General features: G+C 69.7%; 23 protein-coding genes. 10 read left to right on the top strand and 13 right to left on the bottom strand.

Features of this window, described 5'->3' with window-relative positions:
- Positions 1-112: 112 nt before the first annotated feature.
- The gene (gene serC / locus ACFPQ9_RS44435) at positions 113-1231 is read left to right on the top strand and encodes a phosphoserine transaminase (protein ID WP_380866163.1); all 1119 of its coding nucleotides are present in this window, start codon (positions 113-115) and stop codon (positions 1229-1231) included.
- Between the two features lie 75 nt (positions 1232-1306).
- On the opposite strand, the gene ACFPQ9_RS44430 is transcribed toward serC, so the two are convergent.
- The 4 genes from ACFPQ9_RS44430 to ACFPQ9_RS44415 all read right to left on the bottom strand — a co-directional run bounded on the left by ACFPQ9_RS44430 (position 1307) and on the right by ACFPQ9_RS44415 (position 5665).
- Positions 1307-2038, bottom strand: coding sequence for a hypothetical protein (locus ACFPQ9_RS44430; protein ID WP_380866162.1), 732 nt, complete (start codon positions 2036-2038; stop codon positions 1307-1309).
- 141 nt (positions 2039-2179) lie between these two features.
- Entirely contained in the window at positions 2180-3697 is a 1518-nt protein-coding gene (locus ACFPQ9_RS44425) for a cellulase family glycosylhydrolase (protein WP_380866161.1), read from the bottom strand.
- A gap of 103 nt (positions 3698-3800) precedes the next feature.
- Positions 3801-4622 (bottom strand): ABC transporter permease, encoded by an 822-nt coding sequence (locus ACFPQ9_RS44420; protein WP_380866160.1) that lies wholly within the window; start codon positions 4620-4622, stop codon positions 3801-3803.
- Positions 4619-5665: an ATP-binding cassette domain-containing protein gene (locus ACFPQ9_RS44415; RefSeq protein ID WP_380866158.1), complete on the bottom strand. Its 1047-nt coding sequence runs from the start codon at positions 5663-5665 to the stop codon at positions 4619-4621. Before ACFPQ9_RS44415 ends, ACFPQ9_RS44420 begins: the two co-directional genes overlap by 4 nt.
- Positions 5666-5752: 87 nt before the next feature.
- Between ACFPQ9_RS44415 and ACFPQ9_RS44410 the strand changes: the two genes are divergently transcribed.
- Positions 5753-6568 carry a TetR/AcrR family transcriptional regulator gene (locus ACFPQ9_RS44410; RefSeq protein ID WP_380866157.1) on the top strand — a complete coding sequence of 272 codons (816 nt, stop codon included), beginning with the start codon at positions 5753-5755 and terminating at the stop codon, positions 6566-6568.
- A gap of 147 nt (positions 6569-6715) precedes the next feature.
- On the opposite strand, the gene ACFPQ9_RS44405 is transcribed toward ACFPQ9_RS44410, so the two are convergent.
- Entirely contained in the window at positions 6716-7684 is a 969-nt protein-coding gene (locus ACFPQ9_RS44405) for a lactonase family protein (protein WP_380866155.1), read from the bottom strand.
- A 99-nt stretch (positions 7685-7783) separates the two neighbouring features.
- Here ACFPQ9_RS44405 and ACFPQ9_RS44400 point away from each other — a divergent pair, with 99 nt between their 5' ends.
- Positions 7784-8473: an SGNH/GDSL hydrolase family protein gene (locus tag ACFPQ9_RS44400; protein WP_380866154.1), complete on the top strand. Its 690-nt coding sequence runs from the start codon at positions 7784-7786 to the stop codon at positions 8471-8473.
- 88 nt (positions 8474-8561) lie between these two features.
- The gene (locus ACFPQ9_RS44395; RefSeq protein WP_380866152.1) at positions 8562-9557 is read left to right on the top strand and encodes an aldo/keto reductase; all 996 of its coding nucleotides are present in this window, start codon (positions 8562-8564) and stop codon (positions 9555-9557) included.
- 131 nt (positions 9558-9688) lie between these two features.
- On the opposite strand, the gene thpR is transcribed toward ACFPQ9_RS44395, so the two are convergent.
- Positions 9689-10261, bottom strand: coding sequence for an RNA 2',3'-cyclic phosphodiesterase (gene thpR / locus ACFPQ9_RS44390; RefSeq protein ID WP_380866151.1), 573 nt, complete (start codon positions 10259-10261; stop codon positions 9689-9691).
- A 25-nt stretch (positions 10262-10286) separates the two neighbouring features.
- Between thpR and ACFPQ9_RS44385 the strand changes: the two genes are divergently transcribed.
- Positions 10287-10805: a GNAT family N-acetyltransferase gene (locus tag ACFPQ9_RS44385; protein ID WP_380866149.1), complete on the top strand. Its 519-nt coding sequence runs from the start codon at positions 10287-10289 to the stop codon at positions 10803-10805.
- A gap of 111 nt (positions 10806-10916) precedes the next feature.
- Entirely contained in the window at positions 10917-11507 is a 591-nt protein-coding gene (locus tag ACFPQ9_RS44380) for a Uma2 family endonuclease (protein ID WP_380866148.1), read from the top strand.
- On the opposite strand, the gene ACFPQ9_RS44375 is transcribed toward ACFPQ9_RS44380, so the two are convergent.
- Positions 11508-12863, bottom strand: a complete 1356-nt coding sequence (locus tag ACFPQ9_RS44375; protein WP_380866147.1) for an MFS transporter — start codon at positions 12861-12863, stop codon at positions 11508-11510. It lies immediately after the preceding gene.
- 28 nt (positions 12864-12891) lie between these two features.
- On the bottom strand, positions 12892-13329 hold the full coding sequence (locus ACFPQ9_RS44370; protein WP_380866145.1) for a MarR family winged helix-turn-helix transcriptional regulator: 438 nt from the start codon (positions 13327-13329) through the stop codon (positions 12892-12894).
- Between the two features lie 119 nt (positions 13330-13448).
- Here ACFPQ9_RS44370 and ACFPQ9_RS44365 point away from each other — a divergent pair, with 119 nt between their 5' ends.
- Positions 13449-13631: a ribbon-helix-helix protein, CopG family gene (locus tag ACFPQ9_RS44365; protein ID WP_380866143.1), complete on the top strand. Its 183-nt coding sequence runs from the start codon at positions 13449-13451 to the stop codon at positions 13629-13631.
- Positions 13632-13637: 6 nt separating this feature from the next.
- Here the strand turns inward: ACFPQ9_RS44365 and ACFPQ9_RS44360 are convergent, their stop codons facing one another.
- Entirely contained in the window at positions 13638-15089 is a 1452-nt protein-coding gene (locus tag ACFPQ9_RS44360) for an NCS2 family permease (RefSeq protein ID WP_380866142.1), read from the bottom strand.
- Between the two features lie 118 nt (positions 15090-15207).
- Between ACFPQ9_RS44360 and ACFPQ9_RS44355 the strand changes: the two genes are divergently transcribed.
- Both ACFPQ9_RS44355 and ACFPQ9_RS44350 read left to right on the top strand, forming a co-directional pair.
- Positions 15208-15504: a DUF2530 domain-containing protein gene (locus ACFPQ9_RS44355; RefSeq protein WP_380866140.1), complete on the top strand. Its 297-nt coding sequence runs from the start codon at positions 15208-15210 to the stop codon at positions 15502-15504.
- A 104-nt stretch (positions 15505-15608) separates the two neighbouring features.
- Positions 15609-18005: a cation-translocating P-type ATPase gene (locus ACFPQ9_RS44350; protein WP_380866138.1), complete on the top strand. Its 2397-nt coding sequence runs from the start codon at positions 15609-15611 to the stop codon at positions 18003-18005.
- Positions 18006-18012: 7 nt separating this feature from the next.
- On the opposite strand, the gene ACFPQ9_RS44345 is transcribed toward ACFPQ9_RS44350, so the two are convergent.
- From ACFPQ9_RS44345 to ACFPQ9_RS44335, 3 genes are all read right to left on the bottom strand, one after another.
- Complete coding sequence (locus ACFPQ9_RS44345; RefSeq protein ID WP_380866136.1) at positions 18013-18912, bottom strand: hypothetical protein; 900 nt, start codon at positions 18910-18912, stop codon at positions 18013-18015.
- 197 nt (positions 18913-19109) lie between these two features.
- Positions 19110-19868, bottom strand: coding sequence for a calcium-binding protein (locus ACFPQ9_RS44340; protein WP_380866135.1), 759 nt, complete (start codon positions 19866-19868; stop codon positions 19110-19112).
- A gap of 184 nt (positions 19869-20052) precedes the next feature.
- Positions 20053-23175 (bottom strand): sacsin N-terminal ATP-binding-like domain-containing protein, encoded by a 3123-nt coding sequence (locus ACFPQ9_RS44335; RefSeq protein ID WP_380866133.1) that lies wholly within the window; start codon positions 23173-23175, stop codon positions 20053-20055.
- 177 nt (positions 23176-23352) lie between these two features.
- On the opposite strand from ACFPQ9_RS44335, the gene ACFPQ9_RS44330 reads away from it, so the two are divergent.
- Entirely contained in the window at positions 23353-23736 is a 384-nt protein-coding gene (locus ACFPQ9_RS44330) for a hypothetical protein (protein WP_380866132.1), read from the top strand.
- A gap of 403 nt (positions 23737-24139) precedes the next feature.
- Here ACFPQ9_RS44330 and ACFPQ9_RS44325 read toward each other — a convergent pair whose 3' ends face one another.
- On the bottom strand, positions 24140-24871 hold the full coding sequence (locus ACFPQ9_RS44325; RefSeq protein WP_380866131.1) for a DUF7873 family protein: 732 nt from the start codon (positions 24869-24871) through the stop codon (positions 24140-24142).
- Between the last annotated feature and the right edge of the window lie 6 nt (positions 24872-24877).

The raw sequence follows: 24877 nt of genomic DNA, 5'->3' as shown, positions 1-24877 counted from the left end.
AGGCCGAAGCGGGGGTCTGGGGGCGGCAGCCCCCGGTGACGGCCACCGAAACGCCGTCTCACCCGACGGACGAGGTTTCGCCCAGGTTTCCCCCACCGGCTAACCTCACCCCGTGGCTGAGATCCAGATTCCCGCTGACATCAAGCCCGCCGACGGACGTTTCGGCGCGGGCCCCTCCAAGGTGCGGACGGAAGCGCTGGACGCGCTGGCCGCGACCGGTACCTCCCTCCTCGGCACCTCCCACCGCCAGGCCCCGGTGAAGAACCTGGTCGGCCAGGTACGTGAGGGCATCCGCGACCTGTTCCAGCTCCCCGACGGCTACGAGGTGGTCCTCGGCAACGGCGGCTCCACCGCGTTCTGGGACATCGCGACGCACGGCCTGATCGAGAACAGGTCGCAGCACCTCACCTTCGGTGAGTTCAGCTCCAAGTTCGCCAAGGCCGCCAAGCTGGCGCCCTGGCTGGCCGAGCCGGACGTCATCACCAGCGACCCGGGCACGCACCCGGAGCCGGTCGCCGAGACGGGCGTCGACGTCTACGCCTTCACCCACAACGAGACGTCCACCGGTGTCGCCATGCCGATCAAGCGCGTGGCCGGTGCCGACGAGGGCGCGCTGGTCCTGGTCGACGCCACGTCGGGCGCCGGCGGTCTCCCGGTCGACGTCTCCGAGACGGACGTCTACTACTTCGCCCCACAGAAGTCCTTCGCCTCCGACGGCGGTCTGTGGATCGGCGTCTTCTCCCCGGCCGCGATCGAGCGCGCCGAGCGCATCCACGCGTCCGGCCGCCACGTCCCGGAGTTCTTCAGCCTCCCCACGGCGATCGACAACTCCCGCAAGAACCAGACGTACAACACGCCGGCCCTGTCGACCCTCTTCCTCCTCAACCAGCAGCTGGAGTGGATCAACGGCCAGGGCGGCCTCGACTGGGCGGTCCGCCGCACGGCCACCTCCGCCCGCACGCTCTACGGCTGGGCCGAGGACATCAAGTACGCCAACCCGTTCGTCACCGACCCGGCCAAGCGCTCGGCGGTCATCGGCACGATCGACTTCACCGACGAGATCGACGCGGCAGCCGTCGCCAAGACGCTCCGCGCCAACGGCATCGTCGACACCGAGCCCTACCGCAAGCTCGGCCGCAACCAGCTCCGCGTCGCGATGTTCCCGGCGATCGACCCGGCGGACGTCGAGGCACTGACGAAGTGCGTGGACTACGTGATCGAGAAGCTGTAACAGCAGCCTCTACGACGACGAAGGGCGCCCGGCGATCAGTCACCGGGCGCCCTTCGTCGTACAAAGTCCGAGGACTCATTCCCCGGCGAACAGTTCCTCAGCACTCTCGACAGTCAGGGAACGGTCGAACCAGACCCCCAGCAGCTCCAGGTCGACGCAGGCCACGACCCGCTCGCGAACGGAGTCGGAAACCTCGATACCCCGCACCTCAAGAGCCCGAAGGATGGCCTCGGCCTTGCCTTCTGCCTTGCCCTTCGCCTCGCCGTCGGAGTGGACCTGAATCCACGCCTCCTCCATCACGCTGCCGAAGCCGGGGAAGTTCGGGGTGTACACGGCCATCAGTTCCCTCCAGTGATCACGAGCCGGACCTTCGTCCAGACCGGCTTCCATGAATTCCGCCCAGTCCGCGTTGGGCCCCACCACCGGCGCCACCGAGTCCAGTATGGCAAGGAGGCCCGGTTCCTTGGCGTTCACAAGCACGGAAAACGTGGTGAGGGCCAGATCCTTCGCGGCCTCCTGCGGGTCGGTGACGGGAGGAACGCTCTTCGGCCCCAGAACAAGTGGATAGACCTTCATGCTCGTGTGGAAACGGCGCCCGATACTGATGGGTTCCTCCGCCCACGCCGCCGTCTTCTTGTCCCGGCACACCACCACCAGAATCGGCGGCAACCGGTACTTGGCGTACATGTGCGCCAAGTAGTACGTCCAGCTGTTGTGCTTGTTCGGGTCCGGCTTGGTCTGCGACTCGACAGCGAGCAGAAACCCGCCTTCGTCGTCGGCCGTACGGACCCGGAAGAAGCTGTCCACCCGACGCTCCAACGGCCTGATCTCGGTGAGATCCGTGTCGAGCGGCTCGATCGAGCTGTACTCGGGGAACTTGACGCCCGTCTCCGGCATGAGACGGGCTAAGAGATCCGGCTCCTGTCGGACCAGTTGAAGATCGAGCGATCAACCCGCCGTACAGCTCACCATCGACACGCCCCCACCCCCAGGCACGCCACCGAATCCGAAGCTCACCGAACCGCCCGCCGTGACCGCCCCGTTGTGGTCGGCATTGGACGCGGTCACCGATGCCCCGGTCTGTGTGTAAGTCGCGTTCCACATGGACGTGATCTGCCGGGAGGCGGGCCACGTCCAGGTCACCTTCCAGGAGTTGAGCGGTGTCGTCCCCGTGTTGGTGACCTTCACCTCGGCGTTGAAGCCGCTGCCCCAGTCGCTGGTGACCGTGTGGCCGGCCGTGCAGGTGGCATTGCCGCCGCCCGGGTCGGGATCCGGGTCGGGGTCGCCCCCGCCACCCCCCGGGAACCCGGGCGCCTTGACGCTCGCCAGGTAGCCGTCCTTCACCGTGTCCACCGTCGACCAGTCGTCCTTGAGGATGCCGCCCGTGTCACCGGAGTTGGGGTTCCAGGACCAGAAGGTCCAGTGGAAGGAGTCGGCGCCGTACGTCGACGTCGGCCGCAGGTAGTTCACCAGTGCCGCCAGCCACTTCTGGTCCACCGTCGACTGGAGCGTCGTACCGAACTCGCCGACCCACACGGGGGCGATGTTCTGCTTGAAGATGTAGCCCCAGTACTTGTCCCAGATGCCCGGCATGTTGTCGGGGAACGTCGGATCGCTGAACCAGCTCTGCTGGGCCACGCTCGTGGCGTAGTCGTGGGCGGAGTACACGAGCCGTCCGGGCACGTCCAGGTGCACCGGGTACTGCGCGACGCCCATGAGGTTGCCGCCCCACCAGCCGGAGACGCCGTTGAAGGTCTGGACGCCCTCGACGAAGATCAGCAGGTCGGGGTTGGCGGACAGGACCGCGTTGCCCGCTCGCTGTGCCGCCAGGCGCCAGTCACGCGCGGTGTCGCCGCAGCCCCAGCAGGCCGGGTCGTGCGGTTCGTTGTGCAGGTCGATGCCGATGACGGTGTCCTGGCCCTCGTAACGCGCCGCCAGGGTCTTCAGGTTGGCGATCCAGGTCGACTCGGGGACCGCGGCCGTGTACCAGAGCGCCGACTGGCCGCCCGCGTCCGGGCGGTGCCGGTCGAGGACGACCTTCAGGCCGGCCTGACCGGCGTACGCCACGATCCTGTCGAGCACGCCGAGCGACCCGAGTCCTAGCAGGTCGGCGTTCTTGCCACCGGAGAAGTCGATGCTGTTGGGGACGGTCCCGGACTTGAAGATGTCGTCGCTGTACGGGATACGGATCGTGTTGTAGCCCAGCGACCTCATCTGGTCGATCATGCTCTTGTAGTCGCGTGACCAGAGGCCGTGCACGACGTTGTTGCCGGTCTCGAAGCCGAACCAGTTGATCCCGGCGATCCGGACCGGCTGTCCGGCGGCGTCCAGGATCTGCCGACCGCTGGTGTGCCAGTGGCCGGCGCCGGACTCCGCCGCGTGGGCCGGCTGCGCGCCGGTTCCGGCCAGCGGTAACAACAGCGCCGCCGCCACGGCGCACAGCGCTCTTCGCAAGCTGCCGAACATGTCGCTGCTTCCTCTCGGGAGGCGCGGGTCCGGAACGAGTGGGAGCGCTCCCACATCCCGCACCTCCCATGGAAGTCGGGTCTCATGGACACGTCAAGTCCTGTTACCGGCTCAGCTTCTGGAACCTCCGTACCGCCAGCGGCAGGAAGATCGCCGTGAGGATCACCGGCCACACCCCGGCCATCAGCAGCGCGTGCTGCTCGACCCAGGAGTCCCCGCCCCCGACCGGCGTACCGAACAGTTCACGCGCGGCCGCCGCGGTGGACGAGATGGGGTTCCAGGCCGCCACCCAGCCGAGCCAGTCGGGCATCAGCTGCGGCGCGACGAAGATGCTGGAGATCATCGTCAGCGGGAAGGCCACGGCGAACAGGCCGCCCGCCGCCTCCGGGTTCGGCACCAGCAGACCCAGCCACACACCGATCCAGATCAGCGCGAACCGCAGCCACAGCAGCAGCCCGAACGCCCCCAGGAAGCCGAACCCGCCGTCCGGGCGCCAGCCCATCGCGAAGGCGGTCAGCATCATGATGGCCAACTCCGCGCAGGCGATGATCAGATCGGTCACCCCGCGTCCGGCGACCACCGCGGACGACGACATCGGCATCGAGCGGAAGCGGTCGATGACGCCCTTCGTCGAGTCGTAGACGACCACCGTCGCGGTGTTGATGAAGCCGAAGGCCATGGTCATCACGAACATGCCCGGCATCAGGAAGTCCTTGTAGTCCCCGCCGCCGGGCACCTTCATGGCGCTGCCGAAGACATAGCCGTAGAGCAGGACGGAGAGGATCGGGAAGCCCAGTTGCCAGGCGATGTTGACCGGTTGGCGCTGGTAGTGGGTGAGGCCGCGGCGGACGATGTTCCAGACGTCGGCCAGGGCCCAGTACAGGCGGCCGCGCCGGGCCGGGACGGTCAGGTCTACGGCGGTCATGCGACGGCCTCCTTCTCGGCGGACTCGGTCGTCCCGGCGGACTCGGCCTTCTCGACGGACCCGGTCTTCTCGTCCGACTCGGTCTTCTCGGCGCGGTGCCCGGTCAGCCGCAGGAACACGTCGTCCAGGCTCGGCCTGCGCAGCCCGATGTCCTCGACCTGGACGCCCTCGTCCTGAAGGGTGCGGGCGACCTCCGTCAGGGCGGACACCCGGTCGATCACGGGGGCGTGCACCCGCAACTCGCCCTCCTCCGTCTCGGGTTCGCCGTCCGAGACCCTGGCGACGACCTTCGCCACGTGCGGGATGTCGGACCGCTCCGCGACCACGACCTCGATACGGTCGCCGCCGACGAGGTTCTTCAGCCCGTCCGGGGTGTCGTCGGCGATGCTCCGCCCCTGGTCGATGACGGTGATGTGGGAGGCCAGCTTGTCGGCCTCCTCCAGATACTGGGTGGTCAGCAGTACGGTCGTGCCGCTCGCCACCAACGCCCGTACGGACTCCCAGACCTCACCCCGGCTGCGGGGGTCGAGCCCGGTCGTCGGCTCGTCCAGGAAGAGCACGGCGGGCGCGAGGATCATCGACGCGGCGAGGTCGAGGCGGCGCCGCATACCGCCGCTGTAGCCGCCGACGCCCTTGTCGGCCGCGTCGGTCAGGTCGAACTGCTCCAGCAGCTCGGTGGCGCGCAACTTGGCCCGCCTGCCGCCCAGATGAAAGAGGCGGCCGAACATCTCCAGGTTCTGCCGGCCGGTGAGCACCTCGTCCACGGCCGCGTACTGGCCGGTGAGTCCGATGCGTGCGCGGACCTCGCGCGGCTGCCGGGCCACGTCGAGTCCGGCCACGCTCGCCCGGCCGCCGTCCAGCCTGATCAGTGTGGACAGTATGCGTACGGCGGTGGTCTTGCCGGCGCCGTTCGGGCCGAGCAGGCCGTGCACCGTGCCCGCGCGGACGGTCAGATCGAAGCCGTCCAGGGCGCGTTTGTCGCCGTAGCGCTTCTCCAACCCCTCGGCCCGTACCGCGTATCCGTCGTCGTGCCCGTCGCCCATGGGTCCCCCTTTCGGTAACTGAGTACAGCGTACCCGATTGCGCGTACACCGTACTCAATTTTTTCGGAAGGACTTAAGCTGAAGTGCATGACGAGCGGCAAGGGCGGCACCAGCGGTACGGAGACCAGCGGCAGCGGCGACATCGTCCGCACGTTGGAGCTGCTGTGGGACACCGGCCGGCGCCCGAGCCGCGGGCCCAAGCCGGCGCTCACGCTGGACCAGATCGTGGAGGCGGCCGTCGGGGTCGCGGACGCCGAGGGGCTGGAGTCGGTGTCCATGCGCCGGGTCGCCGCCGAACTGGGCACCGGCACGATGTCGCTGTACCGCTATCTCCCCGGCAAGGCCGAGTTGCTCGACCTGATGCTGGACCGCGTCCAGCGGCCCTCCGAGAACCCGGCCGACCTCGGCGACGGCAGCTGGCGCTCGGCGCTGGCGGCCATGGGTCGCGCGACCCTCGCCCTGTACCAGCGCCACCCCTGGCTGCTCCAGGTCAACCAGTCCCGCCCGATCCTCGGCCCGAGCGCCCTCGACGGCATGGAGAAGGTGCTCACCCGTATCAAGCCGATGGGCCTGTCCGACCCCGAGCTCGTCTCGGCGATCATCATGATCGACGGATACGTCGTCGGGGCCGCGCGCACCCAGCTGTACCAACTGGAGGCGGAGCGCCGCACCGGCCTGACGGACGTGGAGTTCTGGAAGGCCCAGACCCCGATGCTGGAGAAGGTCCTGGCGTCCGGCCGCTACCCCCTCATGGCGTCCCTGGACGAGAACACCTGGGGCCCCGACTTCGACCACTTCGAATTCGGGCTGCAACGGATCCTGGACGGCCTGGAGGTCTTCGTCGCGGGCCGCGCGAACGAGACCCATCCCGCGGAGGAGACCCACCCCGCGAACGAGACATAGACCTACGACTGCGACCTACCGACTGACCCTACGACGTCGGCCGCGTCGCCTGCTTCGGCTGCATCGGCTGCATCGGCTGCATCGGCTGCATCGGCTGCATCGGCTGCATCGGCCGCGCAACCATAGCGATCCAGCTCAGGACCCGCCTCACCTCCGTCGCAACAACCGCCGCAGCACCAGCAGTACGGCACAGGCGGCGGCCAGGCCGAGGGCGCCGACCTTGAGGTTGCTGGTGGCGCTGTTGGAATCGTCGGCGGAGGCTGAACTTCCGCTGCCCGTGGCGGAGTCGGAGGAGCCGGCGGCGCCGGGGGCGTCCTCGGCGACGACCGTGCTGCCGGCGCCCTCCATGCCGAGCATGAGTCTGGTGCCGTCGGGCGAGTAGCTGGCGGACTCGCCCTGGCCCAGGGGCACGCTGATGCGCTCCAGCCGCTTGAGCTTGCCGTCGTTCCAGTCGTACGCGATGCCGCCGAGGTATCCGCGTACGGCGAGCGTGCGGCCGTCCGGGGAGAACGCGGCGTCGGTGGCCCACATGTCGACCGGGACGGTGGGCTTGAAGACGTTCGTGCCGGAGGGGGAGAGTTCGGCCGGACCCTCGTACAGGTGCCCGCCGTCCTCGTGCTTGTCGATGATGTAGACCCGGCCGGTCTTGGGGTGCACGACCATCGACTCGGCGTCGCGGGTGCCGTCCGTGTACTTCACGACGTACTGCGTGGCCCGGATCGTCTGGTCCTTGAGCGTCTTGGGCTCGGGCAGGCGGTAGATCCAGACGTAGGGCCACTGCACACCGTCGTTGTCGCCGATGTCGCCGACGTAGAGCTGGTTGTCCGGGCCCATGGAGATCGCCTCCACGTCGCGCGGGGTGCCGACGCCCGTCATGGTGATCGTCGCGACGGTCTCGCCGGTGCTGCTGTCGACGGCGTAGAGGTAGGCGCCGGTGTCCTGGTCGTTGTGCGTCCAGTAGATGCCCGGGTGTTGGCGTGAGGCGGCCAGGCCGCTGGACTCCGTGATGCGGGGGTCCTTGATCGTGAAGTCCTCGTCACCGGCGGCGGCTGAGGCGGGCAGGGTGAAAGCCCCCGTGAGCAGGACCCCGGCGAGAATGGCGAGCGGTCGGCGCATGCCCCAAGCCTGCCATCCGCTCCGACCGTTCGGGCGGCGTGGCAGGCTTCACACCCCGCCCACCCCTACCGACAGGTAGCGATCGTTCATCATGAGCGGATGCTCAGGTTCATGCCCGTCGGCGACTCCATGACCATCGGCAGCGCCGGCGAACACACGTGGCGCTACCGCATGTGGCAGCACCTGCGCGACACCTACGGCGGCCCCTTCGCCCTCGTCGGGCCGCGCGAGACGCTGTACGACAAGGCGGCGGACGCGCCCACGTCGTACGAGTACGCCGACTGCGATCCGGCCTTCCCCCGCGCCCATCTGGCCGGTTGGGGCGAGGGCTGGCTGCACATGGCGCCGCTGATCGGCGGGGCGGTGCGCTCGTGCCGGGCCGATGTGCTGCTGGTCTCGCTGGGCCTGATCGACCTGGGCTTCTACACCAACGCCGAGCAGACGGCGGACAACGCGCGGGACTTCGTGGCCGCGGCCCGTGCGGCGAACCCGCGGCTGCGGATCGTGGTCATGCCGGTGATCCCGAACGTGCGCGCCGAGTCGGACGCGCCCTTCGCCGCCGAGGTCGCCCGCTTCAACGAACTGCTGGCGAAGGCGGTCGCGGACCTGGACGAGCCCCGCTCACCGCTGCTCCTCGCGTCCCCGCCGCCCTCGTACGACATCCATCTCGACACCTACGACGGCACCCACCCCAACGCGAGCGGCGAACACAAGATCGCGCAGGGCTTCGCGGAGGCGATGTATCAGGCGTGGGGGCTGGGCGAGCCGTACGAGGACGACTCGGTCTGACGGCCGAGGGGCCCGGCCGGTGACCGAGCGGCAGCCGGGGGAGCGCCCCCTTGCCTAGAGCGCACTCCACCTGGCTAGCGTGCACTTCATGAAGTACACGCAGCTCGGACGCACGGGACTCAAGGTCAGCCGGCTCGTCCTCGGCACCATGAACTTCGGTCCGCAGACGGACGAGGCGGACAGTCACGCGATCATGGACGCGGCGCTGGACGCCGGCATCAACTTCTTCGACACGGCGAACGTGTACGGCTGGGGCGAGAACAAGGGCCGTACCGAGACGATCATCGGCAACTGGTTCGCGAAGGGCGGCGACCGGCGCGACAAGGTCGTCCTCGCGACCAAGGTGTACGGCAACATGGCCCCGGACGGCAGCGCCGCATGGCCCAACCACGACAAGCTGTCGGCGGTGAACATCCGCCGTGCCGTGGACGCCTCGCTCCAGCGGCTGCAGACCGACCACATCGACCTCTACCAGTTCCACCACATCGACCGGGCGACCGGCTTCGAGGAGATCTGGCAGGCGATCAACGTCCTGGTCCAGCAGGGCAAGATCCTCTACGCGGGCTCCAGCAACTTCCCCGGCTACAAGATCGCCCAGGCCAACGAGACCGCCGCCCGGCGCGGCGGCACCATCGGCCTGGTCAGCGAGCAGTGCCTCTACAACCTCTTCGAGCGCCGCGCCGAGATGGAGGTCATCCCCGCCGCGCAGGAGTACGGCCTCGGAGTCATCCCCTGGTCGCCGCTGCACGGCGGACTGCTCGGCGGCATGCTCAAGAAGGAGGTCGAGGGCGGGCGCCGCGGCTCCGGTCGGGCCGCCGACTCGCTGGCCGACCCGGCCGTACGCGCGAAGATCCAGGCGTACGAGGACCTGCTCGACAAGCACGGCGTGGAGCCCGGCGAGGCCGCGCTGGCCTGGCTGCTCACCCGGCCGGGCGTGACGGGGCCGATCGTCGGCCCGCGCACCGCGGGGCAGCTGGAGTCCGCGCTGCGGGCGGTCGAGCTGGAGCTGGGCGACGAGCTGCTGGCGGGGCTGGACGAGATCTTCCCCGGTCCGGGGCCCTCTCCGGAGGCGTTCGCCTGGTAGGAGTGTGCACGGGCGCGGCGGGGGCGCTCGGTCACTTGCCGAGGGCCGCCGCCAGCGCCACCAGTACGAACATCAGCACGAGCGCACCGGCCATGATCCGGTTCCGGGTTTTCGGGTCCACGCCGTCGAGCCTAACCGGCGCCCCCGAGCGGCCGGCGGGCGACCGCCTCGTAGCGGGGCTGCTCGCCCGGGACGCCGGACGTCGGCAGGCTGCTGCGCATCAGCACCAGCTCGTCCACCGTCCAGGTGCGGCTCGTGAACCCGTCGAGGGCGGTCAGATACGGGCGTACGTCCACCGCCGACCGGCTCCTGGCCACCGTGAGGTGCGGTTTGTAGCGGCGGTGCTCGCCCATCGGGACCCCGGCCTTGCGCGCCGCGGCCTCGCTGCGGTCCGCGAGCAGCCGCAGAGTCTCCAGGTCGCCCTCCGCGCCCGCCCACAGTGCCCGACCGTGCCCGAACTGCCCGCCGCCGCGCAGGGCGAGCGGGAAGGGGGCGGTGCGCCGGGCGGCCCGCGTCAGCCGCTCCGACAGGTCGGGGACGAGGTCGTCGTCGACCTCGCCGTAGAAGGCGAGGGTGAAGTGCCAGCCGGGGCGGCCAGTCCAGCGCAGCCCGTCGGCGCCGGGCAGTCCCCTCAACTCGGCGACCTCGGCGGCCAGTTCACTGGTCACATCCGGCGGCGGCAGTACGGCCGCGAAGAGTCTCATGGGTCCAGCCTGGCACCATGGGGGGATGTCGATCACCATCAGAGAAGGCGGGCCCGGCGACATCCCCGTGATACTCGGCATGCTCGACAGCTGCGTGGAGTGGCTGGTCGGGCAGGGCCGCACGGGGCAGTGGGGGACGCAGCCGCTGTCGCGGAACCCGAGAACCGTGGAGTCGGTCACCCGGAACGTGGACGAGGGCAGCCTGTTCGTCGCCGAGATCGACGGCGTGCCGGCCGCCTCCCTCACCCTCACCGACTCCCCCGGCCCCTCTCTGTCCCATCTCCCGTCGCCCGGCGAACCTGAGCGCTATATCCACTGGCTCGCCTCCGACCGCCGCTTCAAGGGCCACGGCGCGGGCAGCGCCCTCCTCGCCCACGCCGCCGAGGTGACCCGTCGGGCGGGCGTCTCGCTGCTGCGGGTGGACTGCTACGCGGGCGACGACGGCAAGCTGGTCCGCTTCTACGAGAGCAACGGCTTCGTCCGGACCGAGACGTATGCGGGGAGGGACGGGTGGCCGGGGCAGGTGTTGGCGCGGCGGGTCTAGTCGGCTTGGGGACGTGGGAGTGATGATCACCACACGTGACCCGGTCACCGTGCGTATCGTTGTACCGCGCGGTTGTCCGTCTCCGAGCGACAGCCGGGGAGGAGCGCCACGATGACCGTCCTTGAAGACAGGATCGCGATGGCCCAGAGCGACGACACGTCCTGGCTCGACAACATGTTCGATCGACTCGAGAAGATGCCCGTCCCCGAGGGATACAAGGTCGAGATCGTCGAGGGGACCATCTACATGTCGCCGCAGCGGGACGTTCACTGGCACACCATTCGCCGAATCGTCCGAGCGCTGGAGGACACCTTCGGCGTGGACGTGAACGCATTGTCAGACGTCCGCATCGACTTCCCCGGGCACAAAAACGGTCTCGCCCCGGACGTGGCGAAGCTGCGCGACGGCGCCGAGATGGATGCCGAGGGCCGCTGGCGTCACGAGGACGTGGAGTTCGTCGCCGAGGTCATCTCCAAAGACACGGCCACGAAGGACTACGGCCCCAAGAAGACCGCGTACGCCCTCGCCGAAGTCCCTGTCTACCTCATCGCCGATCCCTACCAGGGCAAGTGCCACCTGTTCACTCAGCCCAAGGACGGCGACTACATGAGCGACGCGTCGATCATGTACGGCGCGGACGTCGACATGACCACCACCCTCCTCGGCCTCACCCTCAAGACCGACGAGTTCCCCCGCGACTGACTACGCCGCCGTAGCCAGTTCCTCCTCCCGTTCCTCCCGCGGAACGAACCGAGCCCGCGGATGCCCCTGGTTCCAGCCCACCGACAGTCGCAGTCCGCCGACGCGGGCCAGGACCAGGGCGATGACGAAGGCCGCGGCCGCCGTGATCGCGCCCCCCACCGCCAGCCCCGCCCGGACGCCGTACGCATCCGTGATCCAGCCGGCGATCGGCGCGCCCAGCGGCGCTCCGCCCATGAACACCATCATGTACAGGGCCATCACCCGGCCCCGCATGCTCGGGTCGGTGGCCATCTGGATGCTGCTGTTGGCGGTGACGTTCACCGTCATGCCGAACATCCCTATGGGCGCCATGAGCAGGGCGAACAGCCACAGCGAGGGCGCGAACGCGGCGACGATCTCCATCGTGCCGAAGGCCACCGCCCCCGCGACCAGCACCCGCATCCGGGCCGTACCGCGCCGCGCCGCGAGCAGGGCGCCGGCCAGCGAGCCGACCGCCATCAGCGTGTTGAAGAGGCTGTAGGAGCCGGCGCCCGCGTGGAAGACGTCGTCGGCGAAGGCGGACAGATAGACGGGGAAGTTGAAGCCGAAGGTGCTGACGAAACCGGCGAGGACGATGGTCCAGATCAGTTCCGGGCGCCCGGCGACATACCGCAGCCCCTCCCGCAGCTGCCCCTTGCCGCGCGGTGCCCGCTGGACGACATGCAGCTCGCGCGAGCGCATCATCAGCAGGCCGGCCAGCGGAGCGATGAAGGACAGGCCGTTGGCGAGGAACGCCCAGCCCGTGCCGACGCCGGTGATCATCAGGCCGGCCACGGCGGGGCCGACGAGCCGGGCCGACTGGAAGTTCGCGGAGTTCAGGCTGACCGCGTTCTGGAGCTGGTCCGGGCCGACCATCTCGGAGACGAAGGACTGCCGGGCCGGGTTGTCCAGGACGGTCGCGAGGCCGACGGCGAAGGCGGCCAGGTAGACGTGCCAGACCTGGACATGTCCGGTGAGGGTGAGGACGGCGAGCGCGATACCGGTGACGGCCATCGCCGACTGGGTGAAGAGCAGCGTACGGCGCTTGGGCAGCCGGTCGACCAGGACGCCGCCGTAGAGGCCGAAGAGCAGCATCGGCAGGAACTGGAGGGCCGTCGTGATGCCGACGGCCGTGGCGGAGCCGGTGAGGCTGAGCACCAGCCAGTCCTGGGCGATGCGCTGCATCCAGGTGCCGGTGTTGGAGACGACCTGGCCGAGGAAGAACAGCCGGTAGTTCCGGACCTTCAGCGAGCTGAACATCGAGGACTTGCGGGGGCCGGAGGTGGTGGTAGGTGCGGTCGGTGCGGGTGCGGAAGGTGCTCCGGGTCCCGAACTCAAAAGGGTTCGCCTCCTTGCGACGGCTTGCTTACAGATGCGCGAGCTTCTCCAGCACGGGGGCGGCGGCGCGCAGTTTCGCCCACTCGTCCTCGTCCAGGCCCTCGACCAGGGTGGCCAGGAAGGCGTTGCGCTTGCGGCGGCTCTCCTCGAGCATCGCCTCGGCCTGTTCCGTCTTCGTGACGACCTTCTGGCGCCGGTCCTCCGGGTGCGGCTCCAGCCGGACCAGGCCCTTGGACTCCAGCAGCGCGACGATGCGGGTCATCGACGGCGGCTGGACGTGCTCCTTGCGGGCGAGCTCACCGGGGGTGGCCTGGCCGCAGAGGGAGAGGGTGCCCAGCACCGACATCTCGGTGGGGCTCAGCGACTCGTCGACCCGCTGGTGCTTGAGCCGGCGCGACAGTCGCATCACGGCGGAGCGCAGGGAGTTCACGGCGGCAGCGTCGTCGCCATGGGTAAGGTCCGACATGTTCTTTAGCATAACTCATTACCCTGACTAAAGACCACTCGGTACGGGGTCACTCATATGGGTGATCCAGTGGCGGAACGTGACACGGCGACCCGAGGTATGCCGCAACCCTCGTGTTCATGGGGACCAGCGTGCTCAGCCTGCGGATAGACCACGAGCTGCTCGAACGACTCAAAGAGCATGCGGCGAAAAGAGGAATGAGCGTCCAGGACTATGTGGTCCGGACGCTCATCCGTGATGACTTCGACGAGCGGTTCAAGACCGCCGTCGACGAGACCGAGAAGTTCTACGGCCTCACCTGAGCACTGCTACGTCAGGCCCAGCGCCGGCATCAGGTAGTAGAAGGTGAAGACGGCGGAGACGACGTACATCGCCACCGGCACCTCCCTGCCCCGCCCGGCGGCCAGACGCAGCACCGAGAAGGTGATGAAGCCCATGCCGATGCCGTTGGTGATCGAGTAGGTGAACGGCATCATCACCATCGTCACGAAGGCCGGGACCGCGACCGTGTAGTCGGCCCAGTCGATCTCCTTGACGGAGTTCGCGAGGATCAGGAACCCGACCGCGAGCAGCGCCGGGGTCGCCGCCTGGGACGGGACCATGGTGGCGACCGGCGTGAGGAACAGCGCCAGGGCGAACAGGGCGCCGGTGACGACGTTCGCGAAGCCGGTCCGGGCACCCTCGCCGACGCCGGCCGTGGACTCCACGAAGGCCGTGGTCGCCGAGGAGGAGCTGGCACCGCCCGCGGCGACGGCGACACCGTCGACGAACAGGACCTTGTTGATGCCCGGCATATGGCCCTGGGCGTCGGTCAGCTTCGCCTCGTCGCTGACGCCCATGATCGTGCCCATGGCGTCGAAGAAGCAGGACAGCAGGACCGTGAAGACGAAGAGGACGCCGGTCAGCGCGCCGACCTTCTCGAAGCCGCCGAACAGGCTGACCTCGCCGATCAGACCGAAGTCGGGGCTGTCGAAGGGGTTGCCGGGCCACTTCGGGGTCGTCAGGCCCCAGGACGGGACGTCCGCGACCGCCTCGATGACGACCGCCAGCACGGTCATCGTGACGATCGAGATGAGGATCGCGCCGGGGACCTTGCGGACGATCAGGGCGAGCGTGAGCAGCGCGCCGAGGATGAAGACGAGGACCGGCCAGCCGTTGAGATGGCCGTCGGCGCCGAGCTGCAGCGGGACCGTGGTCTGGGCGGCGTCCGGGATGCGCGAGACGAAACCGGAGTCCACGAGACCGATCAGCATGATGAACAGGCCGATACCGATGGAGATGGCCTTGCGCAGGCTGTAGGGCACGGCGTTCATGACGCGCTCGCGCAGACCGGTGGCGACCAGCAGCATGACCACGAAGCCGGCCAGGACCACCATGCCCATGGCGTCCGGCCAGGACATCCGGGGCGCGAGCTGGAGCGCGACGACCGAGTTCACGCCGAGACCGGCCGCCAGCGCGATCGGCACATTGCCGATGACGCCCATCAGCAGCGTGGTGAACGCCGCCGTCACCGCGGTCGCGGTGACCAGCTGGCCGTTGTCCAGCTGATGGCCGTACATGTCCTTCGCGCTGCCGAGGATGATCGGGTTCAGCACGATGATGTACGCCATCGCGAAGAAGGTGGCGAGACCGCCGCGGATCTCACGGGGCAGGGTGCTGCCGCGTTCGGAGATCTTGAAGAAACGGTCGAGTGCGCCGTAGGCGGGCCCGGCTCCCGGCTGTTCTGGGGTGGGGGCCTTGGCAGGAGCCGAGGTGGGCATGCTTTTGGTGTTTCCTACGAAGAGAAGTGGTCAGACACAAACCGTTTCAGTATGAACATATAGCGCCGCGATCGGCCATCTCCGCGCGTAGATCTGATCGCCTCGTAAGCTGTCCTCCATGGCCGGATTTTTCACGGGACCCATCAAGCACGAGGCGCCGGAGCCCCTGGAGGGGCCGGTGGTCCCCACCATCGTCGGCGGCACGATCCTGTGGTTCGCCCTCTTCCTCGTGCAGCTCCCCTTCTACGGCTGGTTCGACGACCACGGCCACACCTGGTGGGTGTGGACCTGCCTGGCCGGCGGCGGACTCGGACTGATCGGCATCTGGTACGTCCGCAGGCGCGACGCGGCTCTCAAGCGGGCCGCCGCTCTCACGGAGCCCACGGAAACGACCGGCGAACCCCAGTCGTCCTGACGCACCGCGCCCTACAACCAGGGCACGATTCCCGATCCTCCCCAAGTCGGAACTTCCGCTCACTCGGCGGGTGAAGGCGTAAATCCGCACGTACCGTCGAATGCATGACGCATGCCGACGCGGGCACCGAAGTGGGCAACCCCGTGCACCCTGCCGCCGTCCCGGTGGCGTCGGGCGGACTGACCGCCGCAGAGGTGGCCGAGCGGGTCGCGCGGGGCGAGATCAACGACCTGCCCGTGCGCTCCAGCCGCTCGATGGCCGAGATCGTCCGGGCCAACGTCTTCACCCGGTTCAACGCGATCATCGGCGTGCTCTGGCTGATCATGCTGTTCGTCGCGCCGATCCAGGACAGCCTGTTCGGCTTCGTGATCCTCGCCAACACCGGCATCGGGATCATCCAGGAGTGGCGGGCGAAGAAGACCCTCGACTCCCTCGCGGTGATCGGTGAGGCCAGACCCACCGTGCGGCGCGACGGCGTCGCCGCCCAGGTCGGCACCTCGGACATCGTGCTGGACGACCTGATCGAGATCGGGCCCGGCGACAAGGCCGTGGTGGACGGCGTGTGCGTCGAGACCGACGGTCTGGAGATCGACGAGTCGCTGCTCACCGGCGAGGCCGACCCGGTCGTCAAACGGCCCGGCGACCCGGTCCTGTCCGGCAGCTTCGTCGTCGCGGGCGGCGGCGCCTTCCAGGCCACCAAGGTCGGCCGCGAGGCCTACGCCGCCCAACTCGCCGAAGAGGCGTCCCGCTTCACCCTCGTCCAGTCCGAACTGCGCTCCGGCATCTCCACCATCCTCAAGTACGTGACGTGGATGATGGTCCCGGCCGCGATCGGCCTGATCGTCACCCAGCTCGTGGTGAAGAACAAGGACCTCGACGACTCCATCGCCCGGACCGTCGGCGGCATCGTGCCCATGGTCCCCGAGGGGCTTGTGCTGCTCACCTCGGTGGCCTTCGCGATCGGCGTCATCCGCCTCGGCCGCCAGCAGTGCCTGGTCCAGGAGCTGCCCGCCATCGAGGGCCTCGCCCGCGTCGACACCGTCTGTCTGGACAAGACCGGCACCCTCACCGAGGGCGGCATGGACGTCACCGAGCTGCGGACCCTGAACGGCCACGACAAGACGTACGTCGCCAAGGTGCTCGGCGCCCTCGGCGAGTCCGACCCCCGCCCGAACGCCTCCCTGAAGGCCATCATCGACGCCTACCCGGACGCCGAGGACTGGCGCTGCACCGAGGCGCTGCCCTTTTCCTCCGCCCGCAAGTACAGCGGCGCCACCTTCAGCGGGGGCGACGGCGAGGCCGGCACCTGGCTGCTGGGCGCCCCCGATGTGCTGCTGCCCGACGCCGACCCCGCCCTGGCCGAAACCGATCGCCTCAACGAGCAGGGGCTGCGGGTGCTGCTGCTGGCCCGGGCCGACCGCGACCTGAGCGATCCCGGCGTGGCCGAGGGCGCCGAGCCGGCCGCCCTCGTCGTACTGGAACAGCGGCTGCGGCCCGACGCCGCCGACACCCTGCGCTACTTCGCGGACCAGAACGTCCGGGCCAAGGTGATCTCCGGGGACAACGCGGTGTCCGTCGGCGCCGTGGCGAGCAAGCTGGGGCTGAGCGGCACCACCGTCGACGCCCGCACGCTGCCCCGCGACAAGGACGGCATGGCCACCGCCCTGGACGAGGGCACCGTCTTCGGGCGGGTCACCCCGCAGCAGAAGCAGGACATGGTGGGCGCGCTCCAGTCCCACGGGCACACCGTCGCCATGACCGGCGACGGTGTGAACGACGTGCTCGCCCTGAAGGACGCCGACATCGGCGTGGCGATGGGCTCGGGGTCGGAGGCGACCCGGGCCGTGGCGCAGATCGTGCTGCTGAACAACAGCTTCGCCACCCTGCCGTCGGTGGTGGCCGAGGGGCGCCGGGTCATCGGCAACATCACGCGCGTGGCGACGTTGTTCCTGGTCAAGACGGTCTACTCGGTGCTGCTGGCGCTGATGGTGGTGTTCTGGCAGGTGGAGTACCCGTTCCTGCCGCGCCATCTGACCCTGCTGTCCACCCTGACCATCGGCGTCCCCGCGTTCTTCCTGGCCCTCGCGCCCAACAAGGAACGCGCGCGGCCCCACTTCGTTCGGCGGGTCATGCGGTACTCGATCCCGGGCGGTGTGGTGGCCGCGGTGGCGACCTTCGGGACGTATCTGATCGCCCGGCACTACTACACGGGCGAGGGCTCGCTGGACGCCGAGACGAGCGTCGCCACGCTGACGCTCTTCCTGATCTCGATGTGGGTGCTGGCCATCATCGCCCGGCCCTACACCTGGTGGCGCGTCGTCCTGGTGGCCGCGATGGGGCTCGGGTTCCTGCTGGTGCTGGTGGTGCCCTGGCTCCAGGAGTTCTTCGCGCTGAAGCTGGTCGGGATGACGATGCCGTGGATCGCGGTGGGCATCTCGGCGGGGGCGGCGGTCGCCCTGGAGTTCGCGTGGAGATGGGTGGACCGCCGCTTCCCCGTCTAGGCGGCGATCAGCGCACGTCGACGAAGTCGCCCTTCGCCGTGGCCGACGGGGTCGTCGTCGTGCCCGCGAAGGTGAAGCGGAAGTAGCCGTCCTGGGTGGCGGTGACGGTCGTCTTGAGGTTGCCCGTCGCGTTGGTCTTCACGGTCTTGACCGTGGTGTACGTGGTGCTGCCGTTCTTGCGGAACTGAAGGTTCACGGGCTGCTCGACATAGCCGTTGTACGTGCCGCGGTCCCAGTTGGCGCGGGACAGCTTGCCCGTGACGGTGATGGGCTTGCCCTTCTTCACCGGCTCCGGCGAGGCATCCACCGTCAGCTTCGAGAAGCGCTGCATCAGCGTGCTGCCGAGCCCGCTCTGACCCTTGTAGCCGACCTTGGTGATGTCGAAGGTCTCGCCCGCCGGGTCCTGGCCGTTGAACGCGGTGGCCTCGGCGGCGGCCCGCCAGGTGCCGGCGTCGGTGTTGCGCAGCTCGTGGTCGCCCGGGTAGACGTCGATGGTGCCCTTGCAGGTGGCGGTGGTCGCGTTCGTCGCGGTGCACTTGGCCGGCTTGTTGCCGTAGAGCATGCTGTCCGGGCGGGTGAAGGAACCCCGGTAGATGATCGGGTCCGTGACGAAGTCGCGGGCGGTGATGTCGACGTCCGCGCCGTGGGTCAGCGTGTAGGTGACCGTGGTGGCGACGTGGTTGGTCGTGCCGGCCTTGACCGCCTTGGCGATCTTGAAGTTGGAGAAGGAGACGTTCAGGGCGTACGGCTTGCCCGCTGCCCTGGCGGACGCGGCGTGCGCGGCCTGGCGCACCTTCGCGACGTCCGCGCGGGAGGCGGCGGAGTCGTCGGCCTGGGCGGCCGGGACGGCGAGGGCGGAGAGGGCCAGTGCGCCGGAGACGGCGGCCACGGTGGCTCTGATGCGCATGCGTTCCCCTGGTACGGAAAGGGGCCCCGCTGGTCGTGTCGGGGCCCGGGTGATCGCGGGGCCTGTTGACCCATGTGATCAGATACGCGCCCGGGGTTGGCGGTTGTCTAGCCGACGGAGAATCTTCGTGACCTTCGTCACGAACCCCCGGACGGCGCCCGGGAGTTCGTGACGACAGAGCCCGATGACGGGACCGTCTACTGCACGTCGACGAAGTCACCCGTGGCGTTGACCGCCGGGGTGGTCGTGGTGCCCGCGAAGCTGTAGCGGAAGTAGCCGTCGGTGGAGGCGGTGACGGTCGTCTTCAGATCGCCCGTCGAGTTGGACTTGATGGTCTTCACCGTGGTGTAGGTGCTGCTGCCCTTCTTGCGGAACTGCAGCTTCACCGACTGGTTGGTGTAACCGGCGTACTTGAGGGTCTCCCAGTTGGCCCGGGAGAGCTTGCCGGTGACGGTGATGGTCCTGCCCTTCTTCACCGGCTCCGGCGAGGCGTTGACCGTCAGCTTCGAGGCGCGCTGGAACTTGAAGGACCCGGCCTTCTCCTTCCAGATGAAGTCGTCGTCCTTGGCGTCGACCAGCGCGTCGACGTACCAGATGCCGGCCGAGGCGTTGGTGAGGTAGTCGACCTTCGGGTCCACCAGGACCGAGGCGCTGCAGGTGGAGGTGGTGGCGCTGCTCGCCGTGCAGGTCGGCTTGCCGGTGGTGAGGAAGCCGTAGTCCGGGCCGAACAGCGAGAACTCCTCGGCACTCTTGATGCCGGAGTCGTCCCGGGCCGTGACGCTCACCTTGATGCTCTTCGCGACCGAGGTGCCCACGGACACCATGTTGTCGCCGTCGACGACGACCTTGGTGATCGTCGTGTCGCCCACGCTCGCGTCGGCCTGCGCGGCGGGCACGGCGAGGGCGGAGAGGGCCAGGGCACCGGAGACGGCGGCCACGGTGGCTCGAATGCGCATGCGTTCCCCAGGAGGAGAAGGGGGCCCGGTCGTGGTCGTTCCCTACGGCTCGTCGCCGGCCGGGCCCAAGTGATCGTCGAGCCAGTTGGCTCGGGTGATCAGATCGGCGACGGCCACGAAAGGTTGTACGAGAGGTGAAGAAAATGCGAACGGGCCCCGCGACGAGGGCCCGCTCCCCTCCGCGTCAGTCGAACCAGCGGTCGCGCGCCAGCTCCCCCGTCCGCGACGGATCCTCAAGGAGCGCCGCGACCTCGAACCGCCGGGGCCACTGCCCCGCGGCCCAGGCGAGCCCCGCGGCGACGCCCTCCAGCGTCGCCGCGTGCAGGACGCCGTCGTCGGTGAGCCGCCAGTCGATCTCCACGCCGTCCACGACGAGCTCCTCGTGCTCGACGTACGACCCGGGAGTGCGCGCCCCCAGCAGCACCCGTACCGACTCCGGTACGTCGTGCTCGGTGCCCTCGGAGTCCACGTCACCGGTGACGGACTCGCTCAGCCGCCGCACCTGGAACAGCTCGGCCAGCTCGGCGGCGCGCGCCGGCCGGACCGGGAGCAGCGGGACGCCCTCGGTGAACGGCAGCAGGTCGGGCGAGTCGACGACCACGGCGTCCGCCGCGTCCACGACCTCGACCCGGCCGTCCACGACGGCCCGCAGCTCGTCCGGCAGGGTCACCTGCTCGGGGTCCAGGTCGGCCAGGGCGCCGTACAGGGCATGCAGCTGGGCGGCGGTAACGGCACGCTCCGGGTCGGCGAGCCGTTCCAGCAGCTCGGCGGCGCCGCCCGGCTCGTCCAGCAGCGCGGCCACGGAAGTCCGCACGCCGAGCGCCCGCAGCACCTGCTCGTCGTCGAAGCCGGTCGCGTCGGCCTCGTCGTACAGACCCCGCAGCAGCGGATCGCCGCCCGAGGCGAGCAGGCCCGCGGGGCGGCGGCCGTCCAACACCGGGTTGCCCCGCAGCCACCATGCCGTGTACGGCCGTACGACTTCATGGGTGCCGTCGGGCAACAGGATCCGCACCTGCTGGGTGAGGGCGTCCCGCAGCGGCGGCTGGGCGAGCAGGGCGAGGGCCCGGGGCCACTTGTCGTCGTCCACCAGGTCCAGATCGCGTACGGCGATCAGCTCGGTGGCGACCGGCGGTACGGGCGAGTCCGGGAACCGGTCGAGGATGTCCTCGCACCAGACGTCCACGGCGTCCAGCAGACCGGCGTCGTCGGGCTCGGCGAAGTCCCCTTCGCGTGGCTCCAGTTCATCCGGGTCGAGGACGACGTCCGTGGCGCGCACCAGGGCGAAGTTGGCGAGGACGCCACACGCGGCGAGCGGCTGCTCGCCCCACTTCTCGGCCAGCTCGGCGTCGACGGCGGCGAGTTCGTCCTCCCGCATGACCTCGGCGAAGGGGCTGCCGGGCAGCACCAGCTCACCGGCGGGCACGAGCTCCCCCTCCTCGTCGGGCAGGGCGAGCGCGCCGAGCCAGGGCTCGTCACCGGGCTCCAGGCCCGCGTCCCGCACCAGCGCGAGCACGGTGTCGGCCAGCTCCTCGGCGTCGGGCGCGTCCTCCTCCCAGTTCGCGCCGCCCTCGTCGTCGAGGGAGGCGGCGACGGCGGCGCGCACCTGGGGTGTGGTGAGCACCGCGCGGGGTGTGGCCGGCAGGGCGCCGAGCTTCTCCAGGAGCGGGTGCGCGGCGTCCGGGTGGGCGACCTTGAGGCCGAGGCGGGCCAGGGTCTCGGGGTCGACGCGGGCGGTGTCGGGGGTGGGCAGCAGGATCTGGCGCGGGCCGATGGTGGTACGCCCGTCGGCGAGCGGCACGGGCAGCCCGGACAGCCGGTCCGGGTCGACGCCGGCGAGGCTGTCGTAGAGCCGCCGCCACCAGCCGGGCTCCTTCTCCAGCCCGGCGAGGCGGTCGATCGCGTCGGTGAGCGGGACGCGGGCGACGCCCAGGGTGCGCAGCTCGACGCGTCGTTCGAGCCCGGCGGGGAGGAGGGTGGGCAGCACCTCGGCCAGGACACGGACGGTGTCGCCGCCGGCGCCCTCGACGACCTCGGCGTCACGGGGCCTGAGGGACTCGGGCAGATCGGAGTCGTGCTCGCGCGGCTCGACGGCGGGCGGCAGGAAGGACGTGCGCGGCAGCCGCTCCAGGATGGCCTGGCGCAGGTTGCCGTCCAGCTCGCCCTTGCCCAGCGGCCCTGGCACGAGCCCGATGATGCCCTCGCCCACCGGCCGCCAGTCCGCGAGCAGCTCGGCGTACGCGTCCGCGGCCCGCTGCACCAGGAAGTCGGTGAGGGGGCCGGGCGCCGCGTGCCGGCGGGTGGTGTCGAGGGGGAAGGAGGCGATGAGGAGGGCGGGGACGCCGAGGGCCTCGTCGCTGGGCGTGGGGGCGTGCACGACGGGGGCGGTGCGGGGGCGGGCGGGGGTGCTGTCGGCGGCGTTGACGGGCACGGCCCAGGTGAGCGACCAGTGGGGGCGCAGCCGCTCCTCGACGGGCCGGTCGGCGAGGAGTTCCGGCGTCAGCGGCCCGTGCGCGGCGGACGTACGCCAGTGGGTGACGCCGTCGCGGGAGTCCTCCACGACGGTGAAGGGGCCGTCGGTGCGGCGGCGCAGGGTGCGCGGCTCGCTGTCGCCCACCTCGATGACGACCTCTTCCAGACCGGGCAGGGCGAGCAGCAGCGCGTCGTCGACGGCGTGCAGCAGGCGCTCGGCGAGGCCGGCGGCGGCGCTGTCGCGCAGGGCGAGGATGACGGCCGTGTCATACGGATCGGGGGCGGTGCCCTCGGCGGCGAAGGGAAGCCGGAGCAGCGGCACATGTCCGTCCCGCCGGCGGATCTCGTCCCCCAGCCCCGGGCTGTGCCGGGCGGTCTGCTGAGCCAGCTCGCGGGCCTCGGCGAGCGCCCACCGCACACCGCCGTGCCGGCCGACGACGGCGGGCTCGTCGGTGACGGCGAGAACGGCGGCGAACCCGACGCCGAACCGGCCGACGGCGGCCGTGTCCCGCTTGGCGGAGGCACGCAGGGTGGACAGCGACTCGACACCGGCGGCGTCCAGCGGGGCGCCGGTGTTGGCGGCGACGAGCACCCCTTCCCGGAGGGTGAGCCGCAGCCGCCCCGCGACGCCCGCCCGGGCTGCGGCGTCGGCGGCGTTCTGAGCGAGCTCGACGACGAGCCGGTCCCGGTACCCGCCGAGGACGAGATCCTCCTCGGCGTTGGCGTCCTCCCGGAACCGGGCGGGGCTGGTGGCCCAGGCATCCAGCACGCCGCGACGCAGACGGGCCGTACCGAACGGGTCGGCACCCTCGGCCGCGGGCCGCACGAACTTGCTCACGATCACTCTCCTCGTCGGCGTGACGACGAAGGTACCGCGCGCGGAAGGAACCGTGACTCGGCGAGGGCCGTGGGCAGCGAGTGTTCGCCTCACCGCCCCTCGGTGTACCGCGACGCCCCCTTCGTCCGGCCGCACCACACGCCCTATCTACGATAGGAAGCCAAAGAAAGGGCAAAGATGCTGGACACGACCTCACCGCTGTGGTGGATCTTCGCGGCGCTCAGCGCGGCCGCCTTCATCGCCGCGATGCTCCCTGGCATGGTCAACCGGCGCCAGAAGATCTTCGTCTCCATGGGCCCCGCGTTCACGTTCCTGGTCCTTCTGGGCTTCGCCGCGGTCTACGACGAGTCCGTCACCGAGTGGCTCCCCGTCTACAGCGCCGTTCTCATCGCCTGCACCCTCTGCGTGGTGGGCCACTGGAAGGCCATGCGCACCTTCATGACCTGGCGCGCGGAGAACCCCGGCAAGCCGGACAGCGAGGGCCCGGACACCCCCTGGGTTCTCCAGTTCGTCGTCACCCTGCCGGTGTGCCTGATCCCGGCGATCCTGTATGTGCGTTAGGGCACCGCGCGTGGCGGAGCCCGGGAGTCGTATCCAGCTCCCGGGCCCCTGGGGATGCCACCCAATTGCGCACGCCGGCGGCGTTTAAGAGGTCGGATCAGTCATCAGGCCGTCGTGTTCTTCCTTTGAACTACCGCAGCAGGAAAGAGCTGCAGGCGAGAGTCGAACTCGCATCCGACGGCGTTCGTCCGGCCTCGGTCGATCCGGCGATCGGCGGCGATGCTGAGACTGGAGCGAGAGTCTGAGATTGACAGCGGCAGCGTTTTGCTTCCGCTTCTTCAGGCTGAACTTCAGCTTCAGCTTGCGCTCATCACGCGAACCGGTCCTCAATCCCGGCCCGCGCCTGTCGCGCACCCCCGCGCTCGCACGCGGGGGCGATCATGGAGGCTACCTGTGTCCGGCGTCAGCCGAACAGGTAGCCGAACACCGCGTCGCCGACCCGCTGGTCGGTGACCTCGGCACCGTTTGCCTCCTCGCGGGCGAACTTCACGGCCTGCTGGAGCTTCTCGACCCGCTCCACCAGTTCATTGACCCGCCGCGCCGGGAGCGCCCCGGAGAACTTCACGGTCGTCCAGTACCCGATGGGCACGTCCTCGTAGTACACCTCGACCTGCGCCGGGTGCTTCTCGGTCGCCTCCGCCTTGACGTGGTTGCGCGGGACCTTCTTCGTACGGATCGTGCGGACCGGGTCCGTCTTCCACCAGTCCGTCGACGGGTCGTGCGACCAGGACTCGGCGGCATCGAGCGTCGGAAGCTTCTTGACGAAGGTGTGCAGGTCGGTGAGCTGCTTCTCCAGGAAGAGCAGGTAGCTGACCGGCACGTCGGCGACGACCGTCCGCCCGTCGACCGTGACATCGGCGCGCGCCGAGCAGTTGGCCCAGTCCTTCGTGGCGGTCACGTCGAACAGCCGGGTCAGCGACGCGGACATCTCCCGCAGCACGTCCTCCGCCTGCACCTGCACGCGCGTGGACTCCGGCGGCAGCTGCTCGCCCTCCTCGTCCTTCGGCTGGTACGTACGCGAGATTCCAGCCAGCAGCGCGGGCTTCTGCACCTTGTGATGCGCCGCGGTGATGTCCTGGAGCGACTTGCTCTTGACACCCTTTTCGACAGCGATGATCTGATTCAACTTCGCCACGACGTC

Origin of the sequence: Streptomyces coerulescens, from assembly GCF_042657965.1 — a bacterium.
GTDB classification, from domain to species: Bacteria; Actinomycetota; Actinomycetes; order Streptomycetales; family Streptomycetaceae; genus Streptomyces; species Streptomyces coerulescens.
This window is presented reverse-complemented; position numbering and strand designations above follow the sequence as displayed.